Below are 16102 nucleotides of genomic sequence, written 5' to 3'. Positions count from 1 at the left end.
CCTAAGTCCTGAGTCCCAAGTCCTAAGTGGAGTAAGTGCCAACTTAGGACTTGGGACTCAGGACTTAGGACTTCTTTCAATCCTCCGGCACGTTCCGCCGCAGCTCGTCCAGCCATACCGCGGCCTCGGAGTCGCTCGGCGCGCGCCAGTCGCCGCGGGGGGAGAGCGAGCCGCCGGAGCCGACCTTGGGCCCGTTGGGCAGCGCCGAGCGCTTGAACTGGCTGATCTTGAAGAAGCGCCAGGCGAACACCTCCAGCCACTTCCGGATCGCCGCGAGGTCGTACGCGCGGCGCTTCTCCGCCGGCACCAGCGCGGGCCAGGCGCCGCGCTCCACATCCCCCCATGCGTGCAGGGCGAGGAACGCCACCTTGCTGGGGCGGAAGCCGAAGCGGGTGATGTAGTAGGTGTTGAAGTCCTGCAGCTCATACGGCCCCACCACCTCTTCCGTCTTCTGCGCGGGCGCCGAGGTGTCGTCCGCGCCCTCGGCGTGGGGGACGAGCTCGGGGCTGATCTCGGTGTCGACGATGGCCTGCAGCACGCGCCCGGTCTCGTCGTCGAACTGTTTGCTCCCGATCACCCAGCGGATCAGGTACTGGATCAGCGTCTTCGGCACCGAGGCGTTCACGTTGTAGTGCGACATCTGGTCGCCCACGCCGTACGTGGCCCACCCCAGCGCCAGCTCGCTCAGGTCCCCCGTCCCCAGCACGATCGCGTTGTGCCGGTTGGCCAGGCGGAAGAGGTGCGAGGTGCGCTCGCCCGCCTGCACGTTCTCGAAGGTCACGTCGTACGTCGCCTGGCCCGACGCGTACGGGTGGCCGATGTCCTTCAGCATCTGCGTGGCGGACGGGCGGATGTCGATCTCCTCCGCCGTCACTCCCAGCGCCCGCATCAGCGCCCAGGCGTTGGACTTCGTGCCGCTGCTCGTCGCGAATCCCGGCATGGTGTAGCCCAGGATGTTGGTCCGCGGCAGCCCCAGCCGGTCCATCGTCCGCGCGGCCACGATCAGCGCCTGCGTCGAATCCAGTCCCCCGGAGACGCCGATCACGATCTTCTCGATCCCCGTGGCGGTCAGGCGCTTCATCAGGCCGTGCACCTGGATGTTGTACGCCTCGAAGCAGCGCTGGTCGAGCAGCGCCGGGTCGTCGGGAACGTAGGGGAAGCGCGGGACCTTGCGCTCCAGCGCGATGGCGCCCGTGGGGACGGCGAACTCGAAGGGGACGGTGCGCACCTGGCGGACGCGCTCGCGGTAGGCGCCCACCGAGTCGTTGAACGAGCTCATGCGCATCCGGTCCTGCGCCAGCCGCTCCAGGTCCACGTCGCCCGCGATCACCTGCTCCTCGTCGCTGAAGCGGCGGCTCTCGGAGACCAGCTCGCCGTTCTCGAAGATCATCGAGTGCCCGTCCCACGCGAGGTCGGTGGTCGACTCGCCCGGGCCGGCGGCGGAGTAGAGGTAGGCGCACACGCACTTGCCGGACTGCGCGGCGCACAGCTCGCGGCGGTACTCGGCCTTGCCGACGGTGATGTTGCTGGCGCTCAGGTTTGCGATCACCGTCGCCCCCGCCAGCGCCAGCCAGGTGCTGGGGGGGATGGGCACCCACACGTCCTCGCAGATCTCCACCGCCAGCCGGAACCCGTCCACGTTGACCGCATCGAAGACGAGATCGGTCCCGAACGGCACCATCTGCCCCAGGAGCTGCACCGCCGTGGCCACCGCCATCCGCCCGGAGGTGAACTGGCGCTTCTCGTAGAACTCGCGGTAGTTGGGGAGAAAGCTCTTGGGCACGATCCCCAGCACCCGCCCGCGGTGGATCACGACCGCGCAGTTGAACAGCTTCCCCTCGAACAGCAGCGGCGCACCGACCAGCAGGACGGGGGTGAGGGCGATGCTCTCGCGGACGATGCGCGCGAGCGCCTGCACCACGCCGTCGAGGAGCGCGCTCTGGTGGAACAGGTCCTCGTTGGTGTAGGCGCTGATCCCCAGCTCGGGGAAGAGCGCCACCGCGGCGTGCAGCTCCGAGGCGCGGCGGGCCAGCCCCAGCGTGCGCTCGGCGTTGTACGCGGGATCGGCCACGCGCACGAACGGGATGCACACGGCCGCGCGGACGAAGCCGTGCGAGTAGGGGTTGTGGAAGGGGCGATCCATGGGCGGCGTGTCCGTCCGGGTTCGGGTGCGCCTGCAAAGTGGACCGGAGCCCGTGCGGGCGCAATCGCACGGTGCGTGCTGATACACCGTGGTTCGCGCCGTCTCCGGACCAGACGGAGGGACGACGGCCGGTCCATCCGCGGACGGACGGTTTGTCTCACCGTTCCAGAGTGATGACAGGGCGGACGAAGACCGGTTCGCATCTTGCCACACGACTCCCCCCTGAGCTCCTTCACGCATGGATCGGGGAACGACGGCGGGATGCCTGGACTGGAGAACCTGCTCGCCGGCAAGACGCTGGTGAAGCGGTACCGAATCGACGAAGTGATCGGGCTGGGCGGGTTCGCGGCCGTATACCGCGCCGAGGACCTGCGCCTGGGCCGGCCCGTGGCCGTCAAGGTCATCACCCTTGCGACCCCCGACGCGCCCTCGCGCGAGCGGCTGCGCCAGCGCTTCGAGCGCGAGGCGCGCGCCGCCGCCGGCCTGCCGCACCACCCCAACGTGGTCACCGTCCACGACTTCGGCACCGACCCGGAGCTGGGGCTGGACTTCCTGGTGATGGAGCTGCTGGTCGGCGAGAACCTGGCCGAGCGCTTCAAGCGCGAGGGCCGGCCGCCGGTGGACGTGGCCATCGGCATCCTGCGCGAGGCGGCGCAGGGGGTGGGCGTGGGCCACGCGGCGGGGATCATCCACCGCGACGTGAAGCCGGGGAACATCTTCCTGGCCGAGCCGCACGACGACGAGCCCTTTCGCGTCTGCGTGCTCGACTTCGGCATCGCCCGCATCGCGGCGGAGGACGGCGAGCTCACGCGCACCATGGGCGCCGAGAACCCGCTGACCGCCGCCTACGCAGCCCCCGAGCAGATGCGCGGCGACGGGGAGCTGACACCCGCGGCCGACGTGTTCAGCCTGGGCGTGGTGGGCTACCAGCTGTTGACGGGGGAGAAGCCGTTCAGCGGGCCCGACGGCCAGCGGCTGCGCGGCCGCGACCCGGTGCGCCCCGTCCACGAGCTGAACCGCGACGTGCCGCGCGCCGTGGAGCGGGTGATCATGCGGGCGATGGCGGAGGATCCCGCCGCGCGCTACCCCGACGCGAACGCCTTCGCCGACGCGCTGACCGGCGCCGCGGCGGAGGGGGACCAGACGATCTTCGCCACGGCGGGTCTCGCCGGCGCGCCGCATCCCGAGGAGGACCACACCGTCGTCGCGCCGCCGCCCCCGCCGATGTCCGAGCGGCCGCGCGTGGTGGAGACCGTCCCCGCCGCCGGGCCCGTCGTGGCGGCGCCCGCGGCGGCCGCGCCGCGCATCGCGCCCGTTTCCGCGCGGAGACGGAGCCGCGCGCCGATGCTGCTCCTTCTCCTGCTTCTGCTGGCCGGAGGGGCCGCCGCGGCCGTGTGGGCGATGGGCGGCCGGGACAGGTCGGCCGACCGCATCCCGGGCCGCGACTCGGCGGCCGCCGAGCCCGCGCCGGAGGAGGACGGCGGGGGGACGGACGTCTCCCCCGCGCCCGCGCCTGTCGTCACCGCGCCGGCGCCGGCTCCCGTGCCGCCGCCGTCGGGCATCGATTCCGTCACCCCCGAGACGCTGCCGCCGATCATCCGCACGCCGGGGATCGCGCCGGAGCCCGCGCCGCCGGTGGCGCCGTCTCCCGCGCCCGCGCCTGCTCCGGCGCCGCCGCCCGCGCCGGTGACGCCGCCGAGCGCGCCGCCCGCTGCGCCGCCGACGCAACCCACGCCGCGGCCGTCTCCGCCTCCGGCGCCCGCACCGGCTCCGCCGCCGCCGGCACCGGAGCCCGTGCCGCTGCCGCCGCCACCTCCCCCACCGCCGCCTCCACCGCCTCCGCCGCCGGTGGTGGTGCCGATCCCGAATCCGAACGCGCCGCGCGACACCATCGTCATCCCCACCTCGCCGACGCCGTAGCGGGTTTGCGGCGCGCGCGGCCGCGAGCGAGATTCGCCGCCGTCACCCCGATCTCCATCGCCCGCGGCTTTCCATCCTCGGGAGCCGCGGCGCCACCGCCGCCCGCGCACGCCCATGCTCCGCACGCGCCTCTTCATCTCCCTCGTCGCCGCCGCCCTCGGCCTCGCGCCGACTCCCGCTCACGCGCAGCAGCTGACGGCTGCCGAGCGCCGCATCACCGCGTACGTCGACGCGCACGTGGACGAGGCCGTCGCGCTGCTGGAGCGCACGGTCAACATCAACAGCGGCACGCACAACCTGCGCGGCGTCCGCCAGGTGGGCGACGTCTTCCGCGCCCAGCTCGACTCGCTCGGCTTCCAGACGCGCTGGGTGGAGATGCCCGACTCGCTGCGCCGCGCCGGGCACCTGTTCGGCGAGCTGCGCGGGAGCCGCGGCAAGCGCGTGCTGCTGATCGGCCACCTGGACACGGTGTTCGAGCCCGACAACCCGTTCCAGCGCTTCGTGCGCAGCGGCGCCACGGCGAACGGCCCCGGCGCGAACGACATGAAGGGCGGCGACGTGATCGTGATCTACGCCCTGCGCGCGCTGCAGGCCGCGGGTGCGCTGCGCGACCGGCGCATCGTCGTGGCCTTCACGGGAGATGAGGAGGCGCCGGGGCGGCCGCTGTCCGTGGCGCGCGCGGCGCTGATCGAGGCGGGGCGGGCGAGCGACGCGGCGCTGGAGTTCGAGGGCGCCTCGCGCGACGAGGACGGCTCGGAGACGGTGGTGACCTCGCGCCGCAGCTCCAGCGGGTGGACGCTGCGGGTGCGGGCGCGGCCGTCGCACTCGTCCGGCATCTTCGCCGAGGGCGTGGGGAGCGGGGCGATCTACGAGGCGGCGCGCGTGCTGGACGCGTTCCAGTCCACCCTGCGCGAGCCGGGGCTCACCTACAGCCCGGGGCTGATCCTGGGCGGCACCGAGGTGCAGTTCGACGGCGCGGAGAGCCGCGGCACCGCGTTCGGCAAGTCGAACGTGATCGCCGCCACGGCGGTGGTGACGGGCGACATCCGCACGCTGACGGACGAGCAGCTGCAGCGCACGCGCGACCGGATGCGGCAGGTGCTGGCGACGCCCCTGGCAGGCGCCGCGTCGGAGATCAGCTTCAGCGACGGCTACCCGTCCATGCCGCCCACGCCGGGGAACCTGGAGATCCTGGGGGTGCTGAACGGGGTCAACCGCTCGCTGGGCCTGCGCGAGGCCGCGCCCAACGACCCCGGCCGCCGCGGCGCGGGCGACATCTCGTTCGTCGCCCCGTACGTCAGCGGCATCGGGGGACTGGGCGCGCACGGCACCGGCTCGCACACCGAGCGCGAGACGGTGAACCTCGAGACGCTTCCGCAGCAGATCAAGCGAGCCGCGCTGCTGATCTACCGCCTGACGCGGTGACGAAAATCAACCATCATGTGGCTGAATTTCAGCCACGCAGTGGTTGATTTACACGCAGAGTGTGCGGTTCTGCTTGTTCTTCGATGGGCGAGAAATGCAAGGAATAGCAGGGGAGATCGAATGGATCATCAGACGGAAGACCCCGAGAAGATCGCCCTTGCCTCGCGCGCGGGCGGGCGCGTGGAGATCCGCCGGCATGGGGCGCACGTGGTGCAGTGGATCACCGCAGCCGCGGAGGACGTGCTGTACCTGAGCCCGCGCTCGCGTTTCGAGCCCGGATCGGCCATCCGCGGCGGCATCCCCGTGATCTTCCCGCAGTTCGCGGAGCAGGGGCCGTTGCCGAAGCACGGGTTCGCGCGGACGGCGGAGTGGGAGGTGATGGAGACCGGCACCGGGCGCGCGATCCTCGCGCTCACCGACTCGCCCGCCACGCGCGCGGTGTGGGACCATGCCTTCCGCCTCGAGTTGCGGGTGGAGACCGGGCCCGAGCTCTCCGTCTCCCTCGCCGTCCACAACACCGGCGACCACGCGTTCGAGTTCACCTGCGCGCTGCACACCTACCTGCGCGTGAGCGACATCCGCTCGGCGTGGATCACCGAGTTGAAGGGGCTCCGCTATCGCGACAAGGTAACCGGCGGCGAGCAGGTGCAGATGGAGCGCGACCTTCGCTTCGCCAGCGAGACGGACCGCATCTATCTCGACGCACCCAACGAGCTCCGGGTGATCGACGGCCGCTCATGGGAGAGTACCCTCGTCCGCAAGCGCGGCTTCCGGGACGTGGTGGTGTGGAACCCGTGGGATGAGAAGGCTGGGGTGATGGACGACCTGGGGGCGGACCAGTTCCACCGCTTCGTCTGCGTGGAGGCCGCGTGCGCCGGCGAGCCGGTGCGGCTGGAGCCGGGCGGGCGGTGGGAGGGGATGCAGGCGATCCTGCCGGAGTGACGGCGCCCCTCGCCTTCCATACTCCGGCCCATCCCGCTACTTTTGCGAAGCGCTTGCGGGACTGCGCCTTACGTTTCCTCCGACCGATCCGGGGATGACCGACTTCTTCGCCGGGCTGCGCCGCCGCGAGTTCAGCCGGCTGGACGAGCAGGGGCACGTGTACCTGGACTACACCGGCGCCGGCCTGTACGCCGAGAGCCAGGTGCGCACCCACGCGGACTACCTGTGCGGCGCCATCCTGGGGAACCCGCACTCGCGCAACCCCACCTCGCAGGCGGCCACGCGGAAGGTTGAAGAGGCGCGGCTGAAGGTGCTGGAGTTCTTCAACGCCGACCCCGACAGCTACGAGGTGGTCTTCACGCTGAACGCCAGCGGCGCGCTGAAGCTGGTGGCCGAGGCGTATCCCTGGGAGCCCGGCGTCGAGTTCCTGCTGACGGCCGACAACCACAACTCCGTCAACGGCATCCGCGAGTACGCGGCCGCGCGCGGCGCCGAGGTGCGCTACGTGCCGCTGGGCCACGACCTGCGCGTGGCCGACCTGGAGTCGCACCTGACCTGCCAGGACTGCAGCAAGCCGAACCTGTTCGCCTTCCCCGCGCAGTCCAACTTCTCCGGCGTGAAGCACCCGCTGGAGTGGATCGAGGTCGCCCGGGCGCACGGCTACCACGTGCTGCTCGACGCGGCGGCGTTCGTTCCCACCAGCCCGCTCGACCTGGGGCGGTGGACGCCGGACTTCGTCTGCCTGTCGTTCTACAAGATGTTCGGCTTCCCCACCGGCGTGGGGGTGCTGCTGGCGCGGCGCAACGAGCTCGGCGAGCTGCACCGGCCCTGGTTCGCGGGGGGGACGGTGCGCTTCGTCTCCGCGCAGAACCCCGTCTTCCTCTCGCACGTCACCGGGCGCGCGTTCGAGGACGGCACCCCCAACTACCAGGGGATCGCGGCCGCGGCGGCGGGGCTGGACTTCATGCGGGAGATCGGGATCGAGCGCATCAACGCGCACGTGATGCGGCTGACGGGGCTGCTGCTCGAGCGGCTGAAGGGGCTGCGGCACTCGAACGGCGCGCCGCTGGTGCGCATCTACGGGCCGCAGGGGCTGGAGATGCGCGGCGGCACGGTCGCCTTCAACCTGCTGGATCCCGCGGGCGAGCTGGTGGACTTCCGCATCGTGGAGCAGCGCGCGAACGAGGCCGGCATCTCCATCCGCACGGGCTTCTTCTGCAACCCCGGCGCGGCCGAGTTCGCGTTCGACTACCACGATGAAGAGGCATTCCGCTGCATCAGCACGCTGACGGCGGAGACGTTCACGCTGCAGCAGTTCTCCGACTGCATGGGCGACCAGGCGGTGGGCGCGGTGCGCGCGTCGCTCGGCATCGCCAGCAACGAGGCCGACATCGCGCGGCTGATGGAAGTGCTGGCCACCTTCCGCGACGCCGACGCATCGGTGCGCCTCGCCCCCCTCCCCCAACTCGCCACGATCGACTGATCGATCGCTATTGAGATGAAATGCCCGTCCGGCAGCGCGCCGGGCGGGCTTTTCGCATGTGGATACTCGTCATCGCGCTTGCTGGAGATGAGGGTGATGGAGAGAATCCTGCGCCCGCGCAGTCCGCGAAGGCGGACTTCTTGAAGTTCCAGCGGCGGGTTTCAACCCACCGGGGATTTCGAGCCGCCGGAGATATCGTCCGTTGATGGAGATCGATCTCGCATGCTGATGCGGATCACGGAGCGGGGGCTGTATTGCGACGCGGGCGACTTCTACGTGGACCCGTGGATGCCCGTAGACCGCGCCGTGATCACGCACGCGCACGGCGACCACGCGCGCTGGGGATCGCGCCGGTACCTGGGCTCGCGCGAGGGCGAGCGGGTGATGCGCACGCGCCTGGGCTCGGACGCGAACATCCGCACGCTCGACTGGGGTGAGGCGATCGACGTGAACGGCGTGCGCATCTCCCTGCACCCGGCCGGGCACATCCTGGGCTCGGCGCAGGTGCGCGTGGAGCACGGCGGCGAGGTGTGGGTGGTGTCGGGGGATTACAAGATCGAGCCGGACCCCACCTGCACGCCCTTCGAGCCGGTGCGCTGCCACACCTTCGTCACCGAGTCTACCTTCGGCCTGCCGATCTACCGCTGGGCGCCGCAGCGCGAGGTGTTCGCCGGCATCGACGCGTGGTGGCGCGCCAACCGCGAGGCGGGGAAGGCGTCCATCATCTACGGCTACGCGCTGGGAAAGGCGCAGCGGCTGCTCGCGGGCGTGGATGCGTCGATCGGGCCGATCTACGAGCACGGCGCGGTGGCCCGGCTCACGCGCGACTATCGCGACACCGGCGTCGCGCTTCCGACCACGCAGTACGCCGGCGCGCAGCCGCGCGGGCACGACTGGAGCCGAGCGCTGATCGTCGCCCCGCCGTCCGCGCACGGCACGCCGTGGATGCGCAGGTTCGGCGCGGTGAGCACCGCCTTCGCCAGCGGGTGGATGCGGGTGCGCGGCCAGCGCCGCCGCCGCTCCGTCGACCGCGGCTTCGTCCTCTCCGACCACGTGGACTGGCCCTCGCTCCTCACCGCCATCGACGCGACCGGCGCGGAGTGCGTGTGGGTGACGCACGGCTACCGCGAGCCCGTCGTGCGGTGGCTGCGCCAGCACGGCCTCGAGGCGCAGGCCGTCGCCAGCCGCTGGGAGGGCGAGGAGGACGCGGGCGACGTGGAGATCGCGCCGGAGGCGGAGGGGGGCGACGAAAATCCTGTCACCGGGGCGGAAGGGGAGACGGAAGTGGAGCCGGGGGAGGCGGGCGAATGAATTCGCTGCAACAACCACACGAAGTCCGCCTTCGCGGACTACCGGCATCTGCTCATTCCGAAGCTTCGGTGCGCGCGACGAGCCACGATGTGGCCCCGGGCTTTGACGGAGACCGGATTCGCGCGACGAAGCTTCGTCTCACACCCAACTCTGTAGTCCCCGCAGGGGGACTTCGTGTAGTTGTTGCAGCGAATTTATTATTCGCCCCCTCAACCAATTCCGGCCCCTCCCACCTGCTCGCCGAGGCTGTCTCGTGAAAGCCTTCGCCGAGCTGTACGCCGCGCTGGACGAGACCACAAAGACGGGCGAGAAGGTCGACGCGCTTGCCCGCTACTTCGCGTCCGTCTCGCCGGCGGACGCGGCGTGGGCGGTGCACTTCCTGAGCGGGCGGCGGCCCAAGCGTCTGGTCGGCGCGCGCAAGCTGGCCGACTGGGCGATGGACTTCACCGGCACCCCCGAGTGGCTCTTCGGCGAGTGCTACGAGTCCGTCGGTGACCTGGCCGAGACCATCTCCCTCCTCCTCCCGCCCTCCGGCGCGTCCAGCGACCTCCCGCTCCGCGTCTGGGTCGAAGACCGTCTCCTCCCCCTGCGCGGCGAGAGCGAGGGGACGCAGCGCGAGGCCATCCTGCGCGCGTGGAGCGAGCTGGACGGCGAGCAGGCGTACGTGTGGAACAAGCTGATCACCGGCTCGTTCCGCGTGGGCGTGTCGCAGAAGCTGGTGGTGCGCGCGCTGGCCCGCGTCAGCGGCGTCGACGAGGCGGCCATCGCGCACCGGCTGATGGGCGCGTGGGACCCGTCGCCCGAGTTCTACGACCGCCTGGTGGGCGAGGACACGCGCGACACCGACGTCTCCCGCCCCTACCCCTTCTTCCTGGCGCACGCGCTGGAGGGCGAACCCGACGCGCTGGGCGAGCCCCACGAGTGGCAGGTGGAGTGGAAGTGGGACGGCATCCGCGCGCAGGTCGTCCGCCGCGCGGGGACCACGTTCATCTGGTCGCGCGGCGAGGAACTGGTGACGGAGCGCTTCCCCGAGCTGGCGGCCGCGGCGTCGTATCTCCCCGACGGTACCGTGCTGGATGGCGAGATCCTTCCCTGGCAGGACGGCGGCCCGCTCCCCTTCGCGCAGCTGCAGCGGCGGATCGGACGGAAGGCGCTGGGGCCGAAGATCCTGGCCGAGATCCCCATCGTCCTTCTCGCGTACGACCTGCTGGAGATCGATGGAGAGGACGTGCGCGAAAGGCCGATCGCCTGGCGGCGGGCACGGCTGGAGGAGCTGCTGGCGGGCATCCCCACCGCCGGCCGCTTCCTCCTCTCCCCCGTGGTAGCGACGGCCAGCTGGGACGACGTGCGGCAGGCGTATCGCGAGGCGCGGCAGGCCAGCCGCGAGGGGCTGATGCTGAAGCGCGCCGACAGCCCCTACCGCGTGGGCCGCAAGCGCGGCGACTGGTGGAAGTGGAAGGTGGAGCCGTTCACCGTCGATGCGGTGCTGATCTACGCGCAGCGCGGGCACGGTCGGCGGGCGTCGCTCTACACCGACTACACCTTCGCCGTGTGGAGCGGCGGCGAGCTGGTGCCCTTCGCCAAGGCGTACAGCGGGCTGACGGACGAGGAGATCCGACGCGTGGACAGCTTCGTGCGCCGCAACACGCTGCAGCGCTTCGGCCCCGTCCGCGCGGTGAAGCCGGAGCTGGTGTTCGAGCTCGGCTTCGAGGGGATCCAGCGCTCGCCCCGCCACAAGAGCGGCATCGCCGTGCGCTTCCCGCGGATGCTGCGCTGGCGCACCGACAAGCGGCCGGAGGACGCGGACTCGCTGGAGACCATCCGGGCGATGCTCGACGCGGTGGATGCGTCTCGCGGCGCTTGAGCGCGGCGGCGCTTTCCGTTATCTGTTCATCACCACATCTGGCGGTACCCTTTCGCGGTCCCTCCTTCCGTCCACGCTTCAGATCTCCCCGACCATGACGACAACTGCGCTACCCACCGACATCGACGGTGTCATCGAACGCCTCTCCGCGATCATCAAGGACTGCATCGCGCGGAAGGACCGGCTGGGCTACTTCGCCGCGCTCTACAACCGCGTGACCCTGGCCGTGCGCGACGGCATCAAGAAGGGCGAGTTCCAGGACGGCGCGCGGATGGAGCGGCTCGACGTGATCTTCGCCAGCCGCTACATCAGCGCGTACGACACCTACCGCGCGGGCGAGCTGCCGCCGCTGTCGTGGCTCAAGGCGTTCCAGGCGGCGCAGACCTCCAACCACATCGTCCTGCAGCACCTGCTGGCCGGGATGAACGCGCACATCAACCTCGACCTCGGCGTTGCCGCCGCGCGCACGGCGGCGGGGAGCCAGATCACCGGGCTGAAGGGGGATTTCGACAGGATCAACCAGGTGCTGGCCGCGTTGACTCCCGTCGTGGAGCAGGAGCTGGACGAGCTCAGCCCCGACTTCAAGGCCGTGACAGCGATGGCGCCGAAGCTCGAGCTGAAGATGGTGGGCTTCTCGATGGACAAGGCGCGCGCGGCGTCGTGGGCGTTCGCGCAGGAGCTGGCGCCGCTCCGGCACCTGCCGCAGGTGGCGAAGATGGCCATGCGCGACGCCGCCGTCTCCCTGATCTGCGACGCGGTGCTGAACGACGGCCTGGTGGTGCGCCTGATCCGCGCGAGAGAGAAGGACGACGTGTCGCGCAACATCGAGGTCCTCTCCCAAGGCCAGTTCAAGAACACCGTCCCCGCGCTGATCGGCACGCCGACGGGGTGATCCGCTCCGCCGCCGACAACGCAGCGAGGGCACGCGATTGCGTGCCCTCGCTGTGTTTCTGCATCCCCCATCATCCGTGCGCTTCGACCTGCTGTCGTGCCGGCGCGGCGATAGATCCTTCGGCCTGCAACTTCTTGCACAGAAGCTGGTTACGGTGTGGCCGGCCTCAGGATGACGTCTCCGGGTGAGGGATGGACATGGTTCGATCCCCCTGACATTCCTACAGCGCGACGGCGCAGGTGGCGCCCCAGATGATGAAGGAGAGGAACATGCACGCCACGCCCGCGGCCCAGAACGGTCCGCGCGCCGGGGGCGGCAGCTTGAGGGTGACGAAGATCGCCGCGCCCAGCGCGCCGGCGATCACCAGCAGCCCCTCGGGAAGGAAGAGCCAGGCGTTCTCGGAGTTGCCGGAGAGCTTCACGAACGCCAGCAGCAGCAGGTGGATGACTACCACCACGCCGAAGATCATGAACGCCGCGCGCACGCCCAGCCGCGTGGGGTCGGGCTGCTGCGGCTCGTAGGCCGGCCACTCGCGGCCGCCGCCGCCCGCGCCGCCCGGCGCGCCCGGGGGGATGTTGCCCAGCTCGGGCCGCGGCGGCAGTTCGTCTTCCGGATACTCTGGCATGGTCCGTTGCGGTTGCGGGTGGATCGGACCGGGCTCACCCGACCATCAGGCCGCAGGTGACGCCCCACAGGATGAACGCGATGGCCACGCAGATCACGCCGATGGCCCAGAACGGGATGCGGGCCGCGCGCGGGAGCCGGCTCCCCGCCAGCACCAGCACCGCGATCCCCCCGCCGGCGATCAGCAGGCCCAGGATGATGAAGAGCGCGGCCTGCCGCCCGCCGGTCAGCCAGTTCCCCAGCAGCGTGATCCCCTCCAGCACCACGATCCCCGCGAGGATCGCCAGCGCGGAGATCACGCCCTGCAGGAACGGCGTGCGCCCCGCCGTCTCGGGCGCGGGAAGGTGCTCGGGCGCGGGGCGCTCGCGCGGCGGCAGGTCGTCGTTCGTCATCACCCGCCCGCGGCGATGGTAGCGAGGCCGCAGGTGCCGCCCCACAGGATGAAGCCCAGGAACGCCATGATGATCCCCATCGCCCAGAACGGCCCGCGCGCGCCGCGCGGCAGCCAGAGCGACACCGCCGGCGCGGCGAGCACCGCCACGACGGCCATCGCCCCGCCGACGGTGACGAACGCGCTGAGCGCCTGGTCCGAGCTGGCGTCGGAGAGCTGCGCCCACACGAGCGTGCCGACCGACACGAAGCCGGAGGCCACGAACATCGCCAGCGCGGCGCGGACGCCCTGCCACGTAAGGCTGGGCGGCTCGCGGCGCGCGGGACGCTCTCCGCCGCCCCGCGACGCCGGGCGACCGGCGCCGAACGCGGAGATCTCGGCGCGCTCCGGCGCGGGCGTCTCTCGGATGGGATCGGGCCGCTCGGCGGCGGGGCGCTCGTCGCTCACGCGATGCCGCCGTGCGTCTGCAGCAGCGGCAGGCGGCCGCGCTCGGCCCACGGGTCGGCCAGCCGCGGCTTCCAGTGCTGCTCGCGGCCGTCGCGGTAGAACAGGTTGTAGGTGTCGAAGGGGATCAGCCGCCCGTCGGGGTGCACGATGTGGATGCAGCTCTTCTTCACCGAGCGGATGTCCATCGAGTACGCGTCCATGAACTGCACCACCAGCACGCGGAACACGTTCGCGTAGCCGAATCCCTCGGGCACCGCCACCATCGGCAGGCAGCAGAGCAGCTCGCGCAGGCTCTGGGCGCCGCTCTCGGGCGAGTGGTTGGTGCTGAACGCGCGGAACAGCGCCGTGCGCAGCCCCTCGTCCTGCTCGAACACGATGGTGTTGCGCCCGCCCTCGATCAGGATCCGCGGATCGATCATCCCCGTCAGCGGCGTCACGCAGCCGCCCAGCTTCAGCGCGTACGCCATCGCCAGGCAGTCGGGGTGGCAGGGGACGGGCACCACGTCCTCCTCGCGGAACACGCCCGACTGCTCGTAGATCGCCCGCCGCACCTCGGTCAGCGTCAGCCGGTCGGTCGCGGGGTCGAACTCCTCCAGCCGCCCCGCCGCCTGCACCGGCTGGAAGGTCACGCCGCGCACGCACGGCTGCTCGATCGCATGGCGGATGATCTCGCCCACCTCGTCGTCGTTCACCCCCTTCTTCAGCGTGACGACGAGGGTGGTGGAGATGTCGAACTCGTTCAGGTGCTCCAGCGCCTGCCGGCGGATGCGGCGCAGGTCGGCGCCGCGCAGCTCCATCAGCGCGTCGCGCTTGAACGAGTCGAACTGCAGGTAGATCTCGAAGTTCTGCCGGTGCTCCGCCATCCGCCGCACGAACTCGCGGTCCTCGGCGATGCGCAGCCCGTTGGTGTTTACCATCACGTGCTTGATGGGCCGCGCCCGCGCCGCCTCGAGGATCTCGAAGAAGTGGGGATGCAGCGTCGGCTCGCCACCGGAGATCTGCACCACGTCGGGGGATGTCTCGCTGGCCACCAGCGCGTCCATCATCCGCTCGATCAACTCCAGCGGGCGGAAGTCGGGGCGGTGCGGCCCGCTCTCGGCGTAGCACACCGGGCACTTCAGGTTGCACGCGTCGGTGACCTCGATCAGCGCCAGGCAGGAGTGCTGCTCGTGGTCGGGGCACAGCCCGCAGTCGTACGGGCAGCCGTAGCGGACGGGCGTCTGGTTGTGGTTGGGCTGCTCGGGCGGCTTGATGAAGACCTCGCGGCAGCGTTTGTAGTACTCAACGTCGTCGGCGACGAGGACGCGCTCGCGGCCGTGCTCGGGGCAGCGCTTCTCCAGGATCACCTTTCCCTCGGCGAACAGGATTTTCCCCTCCACCTTGCGCAGGCAGCGCGAGCAGAGGGCGAGCGCCACGTCGTAGTACAGGTACGGCCTTACCTTGTCTGCCATGCGGGTCCCGCTGCGTCGGGGTTGGTGGGGGATGGAGATGGGGAGGGAGACGCGAAGCCGAGCAGCCGCGGCAGGTGCGGCGCGTACCAGACGAGCCCGGCGAGACAGGCGAGCTGGATGGGCGTCATCCCCAGCAGGGTGACGTGCTGCGGCTTGATGAAATCCACCGCCAGCCGCCAGGCCAGGTAGGCGGCCATGAAGAGCTTGAACAGGTCGCCGCGGGGATACGGCCGTCGCGCGCGCCACGCCAGCGCGGCGGCGAGAAAGACAAGGAAGGCGATCTCGTACAGCTGCGTGGGATGGCGGGCGATGCCGTCGCCGAAGTCGATCCCCCACGGCAGGCGCGTGGCGATGCCGTAGGTGTCGTCCGCCAGCCCCGTCAGGAAGCACCCGATCCGCCCGATCCCGATCCCCACGATCAGCGGGAAAACGTACAGGTCGCCCGTGGGCGTCGTCTCCCCCACCCACTTCTTCGCCAGCTCCACGGCCACGAGCCCACCCAGCAGCCCCCCGACGATGGTCTTCCCCGCCATCAGCACGCGCAGGTCGGGGTGGGCGAGCACCGGCGCGGGGTTGTCGGCCAGCGCCAGCAGCTTGGAGCCGAGCGCCGCGCCCACCGTGGCCGCCGCCAGCAGCACCAGCCGCCGCTCGCTCCGCAGCGGATCGCCGCCGCGCCGGCGGAGCGCGAGGTAGAGGCGGAACGCGAGGAAGCATCCCACCCCCTCCAGCACCTGGTGCGGCGGGATCGCGAGCGAGCCGATGCGGATCAGGACGGGAAAGTCCACGCGGGCGGGTGGAGGATGGAGAGTGGGCTGCGGGGACGCGGTAAGTTGCGGCGGGATCGGGTGCGGGGCAACGATGACGGAGAGCGGCCGATTTCCGGAGGAAGTGTGCGACTGAAGTCGCGGCTACAACCACACGAAGTCCGCCTTCGCGGACTACCGGCCTCCGTGCAGCCGCAGCATCGGTTCGCGCGACAGACCCGTGGCATGTCATTCCGAGGCCGGCCACACCGTCGCCTCGTCAGTCCCGATTTCCGCAGGCCGAGGAATCCATAGCCGCGGCATGCGCAAGACCCAACCGTTTGCGCCGCGACAGGCGATAGATCCCTCGGGCGCCAACCCCGGCGCGCAGCGAGCTGCGGAGCGGCGCCCTCGGGATGACAGCCTCGGCGCTGGATCGCCTCCGCCGAGCGAAGTCCGCGAAGGC

13 protein-coding genes are annotated in these 16102 nt (G+C 71.0%); 7 read left to right on the top strand and 6 right to left on the bottom strand.

From position 1 onward, the window contains the following. Positions 1-76 precede the first annotated feature (76 nt). The gene (locus VF092_17580) at positions 77-2143 is read right to left on the bottom strand and encodes an NAD(+) synthase (protein ID HEX6749115.1); all 2067 of its coding nucleotides are present in this window, start codon (positions 2141-2143) and stop codon (positions 77-79) included. 261 nt (positions 2144-2404) lie between these two features. Here VF092_17580 and VF092_17575 point away from each other — a divergent pair, with 261 nt between their 5' ends. The 7 genes from VF092_17575 to VF092_17545 all read left to right on the top strand — a co-directional run bounded on the left by VF092_17575 (position 2405) and on the right by VF092_17545 (position 11980). Beyond that, positions 2405-4063: a serine/threonine-protein kinase gene (locus VF092_17575; protein HEX6749114.1), complete on the top strand. Its 1659-nt coding sequence runs from the start codon at positions 2405-2407 to the stop codon at positions 4061-4063. 114 nt (positions 4064-4177) lie between these two features. Further along, complete coding sequence (locus VF092_17570) at positions 4178-5488, top strand: M20/M25/M40 family metallo-hydrolase (protein ID HEX6749113.1); 1311 nt, start codon at positions 4178-4180, stop codon at positions 5486-5488. Between the two features lie 120 nt (positions 5489-5608). Further along, complete coding sequence (locus VF092_17565; GenBank protein HEX6749112.1) at positions 5609-6430, top strand: D-hexose-6-phosphate mutarotase; 822 nt, start codon at positions 5609-5611, stop codon at positions 6428-6430. A 94-nt stretch (positions 6431-6524) separates the two neighbouring features. Continuing rightward, the gene (locus tag VF092_17560; GenBank protein HEX6749111.1) at positions 6525-7913 is read left to right on the top strand and encodes an aminotransferase class V-fold PLP-dependent enzyme; all 1389 of its coding nucleotides are present in this window, start codon (positions 6525-6527) and stop codon (positions 7911-7913) included. A gap of 222 nt (positions 7914-8135) precedes the next feature. After that, positions 8136-9224: a ligase-associated DNA damage response exonuclease gene (locus VF092_17555; GenBank protein HEX6749110.1), complete on the top strand. Its 1089-nt coding sequence runs from the start codon at positions 8136-8138 to the stop codon at positions 9222-9224. Between the two features lie 253 nt (positions 9225-9477). Further along, entirely contained in the window at positions 9478-11088 is a 1611-nt protein-coding gene (locus VF092_17550; protein ID HEX6749109.1) for an ATP-dependent DNA ligase, read from the top strand. A gap of 94 nt (positions 11089-11182) precedes the next feature. Beyond that, a complete protein-coding gene (locus tag VF092_17545; GenBank protein ID HEX6749108.1) occupies positions 11183-11980 on the top strand; it encodes a DUF5995 family protein in 798 nt (265 codons plus the stop codon). A gap of 220 nt (positions 11981-12200) precedes the next feature. Here VF092_17545 and VF092_17540 read toward each other — a convergent pair whose 3' ends face one another. Genes VF092_17540 through VF092_17520 form a run of 5 tightly spaced genes read right to left on the bottom strand, consistent with a single transcriptional unit; the run spans position 12201 to position 15678 of the window. Further along, positions 12201-12605 carry a hypothetical protein gene (locus VF092_17540; protein HEX6749107.1) on the bottom strand — a complete coding sequence of 135 codons (405 nt, stop codon included), beginning with the start codon at positions 12603-12605 and terminating at the stop codon, positions 12201-12203. Positions 12606-12639: 34 nt separating this feature from the next. Then, positions 12640-12996: a hypothetical protein gene (locus VF092_17535; protein HEX6749106.1), complete on the bottom strand. Its 357-nt coding sequence runs from the start codon at positions 12994-12996 to the stop codon at positions 12640-12642. After that, positions 12996-13442, bottom strand: coding sequence for a hypothetical protein (locus VF092_17530; protein ID HEX6749105.1), 447 nt, complete (start codon positions 13440-13442; stop codon positions 12996-12998). The genes VF092_17535 and VF092_17530 overlap by 1 nt, the downstream gene beginning before the upstream one ends. Then, positions 13439-14893, bottom strand: a complete 1455-nt coding sequence (locus tag VF092_17525) for a radical SAM protein (protein HEX6749104.1) — start codon at positions 14891-14893, stop codon at positions 13439-13441. The genes VF092_17530 and VF092_17525 overlap by 4 nt, the downstream gene beginning before the upstream one ends. Beyond that, on the bottom strand, positions 14878-15678 hold the full coding sequence (locus tag VF092_17520) for a prolipoprotein diacylglyceryl transferase family protein (protein HEX6749103.1): 801 nt from the start codon (positions 15676-15678) through the stop codon (positions 14878-14880). The genes VF092_17525 and VF092_17520 overlap by 16 nt, the downstream gene beginning before the upstream one ends. Positions 15679-16102 lie beyond the last annotated feature (424 nt).

The organism is Longimicrobium sp. (assembly GCA_036377595.1).
GTDB lineage: Bacteria > Gemmatimonadota > Gemmatimonadetes > Longimicrobiales > Longimicrobiaceae > Longimicrobium.
Note: the sequence above shows the minus strand (reverse complement) of the source record. Positions and strands in the feature narration are given on the sequence as shown.

Bases quoted from the DNA above. Each gene is read 5' to 3' on its own strand.
- VF092_17580 (HEX6749115.1), bottom strand. From the start codon at position 2,143: ATGGATCGCCCCTTCCACAACCCCTACTCGCACGGCTTCGTCCGCGCG.
- VF092_17575 (HEX6749114.1), top strand. From the start codon at position 2,405: ATGCCTGGACTGGAGAACCTGCTCGCCGGCAAGACGCTGGTGAAGCGG.
- VF092_17570 (HEX6749113.1), top strand. From the start codon at position 4,178: ATGCTCCGCACGCGCCTCTTCATCTCCCTCGTCGCCGCCGCCCTCGGC.
- VF092_17565 (HEX6749112.1), top strand. From the start codon at position 5,609: ATGGATCATCAGACGGAAGACCCCGAGAAGATCGCCCTTGCCTCGCGC.
- VF092_17560 (HEX6749111.1), top strand. From the start codon at position 6,525: ATGACCGACTTCTTCGCCGGGCTGCGCCGCCGCGAGTTCAGCCGGCTG.
- VF092_17555 (HEX6749110.1), top strand. From the start codon at position 8,136: ATGCTGATGCGGATCACGGAGCGGGGGCTGTATTGCGACGCGGGCGAC.
- VF092_17545 (HEX6749108.1), top strand. From the start codon at position 11,183: ATGACGACAACTGCGCTACCCACCGACATCGACGGTGTCATCGAACGC.
- VF092_17540 (HEX6749107.1), bottom strand. From the start codon at position 12,605: ATGCCAGAGTATCCGGAAGACGAACTGCCGCCGCGGCCCGAGCTGGGC.
- VF092_17535 (HEX6749106.1), bottom strand. From the start codon at position 12,996: ATGACGAACGACGACCTGCCGCCGCGCGAGCGCCCCGCGCCCGAGCAC.
- VF092_17525 (HEX6749104.1), bottom strand. From the start codon at position 14,893: ATGGCAGACAAGGTAAGGCCGTACCTGTACTACGACGTGGCGCTCGCC.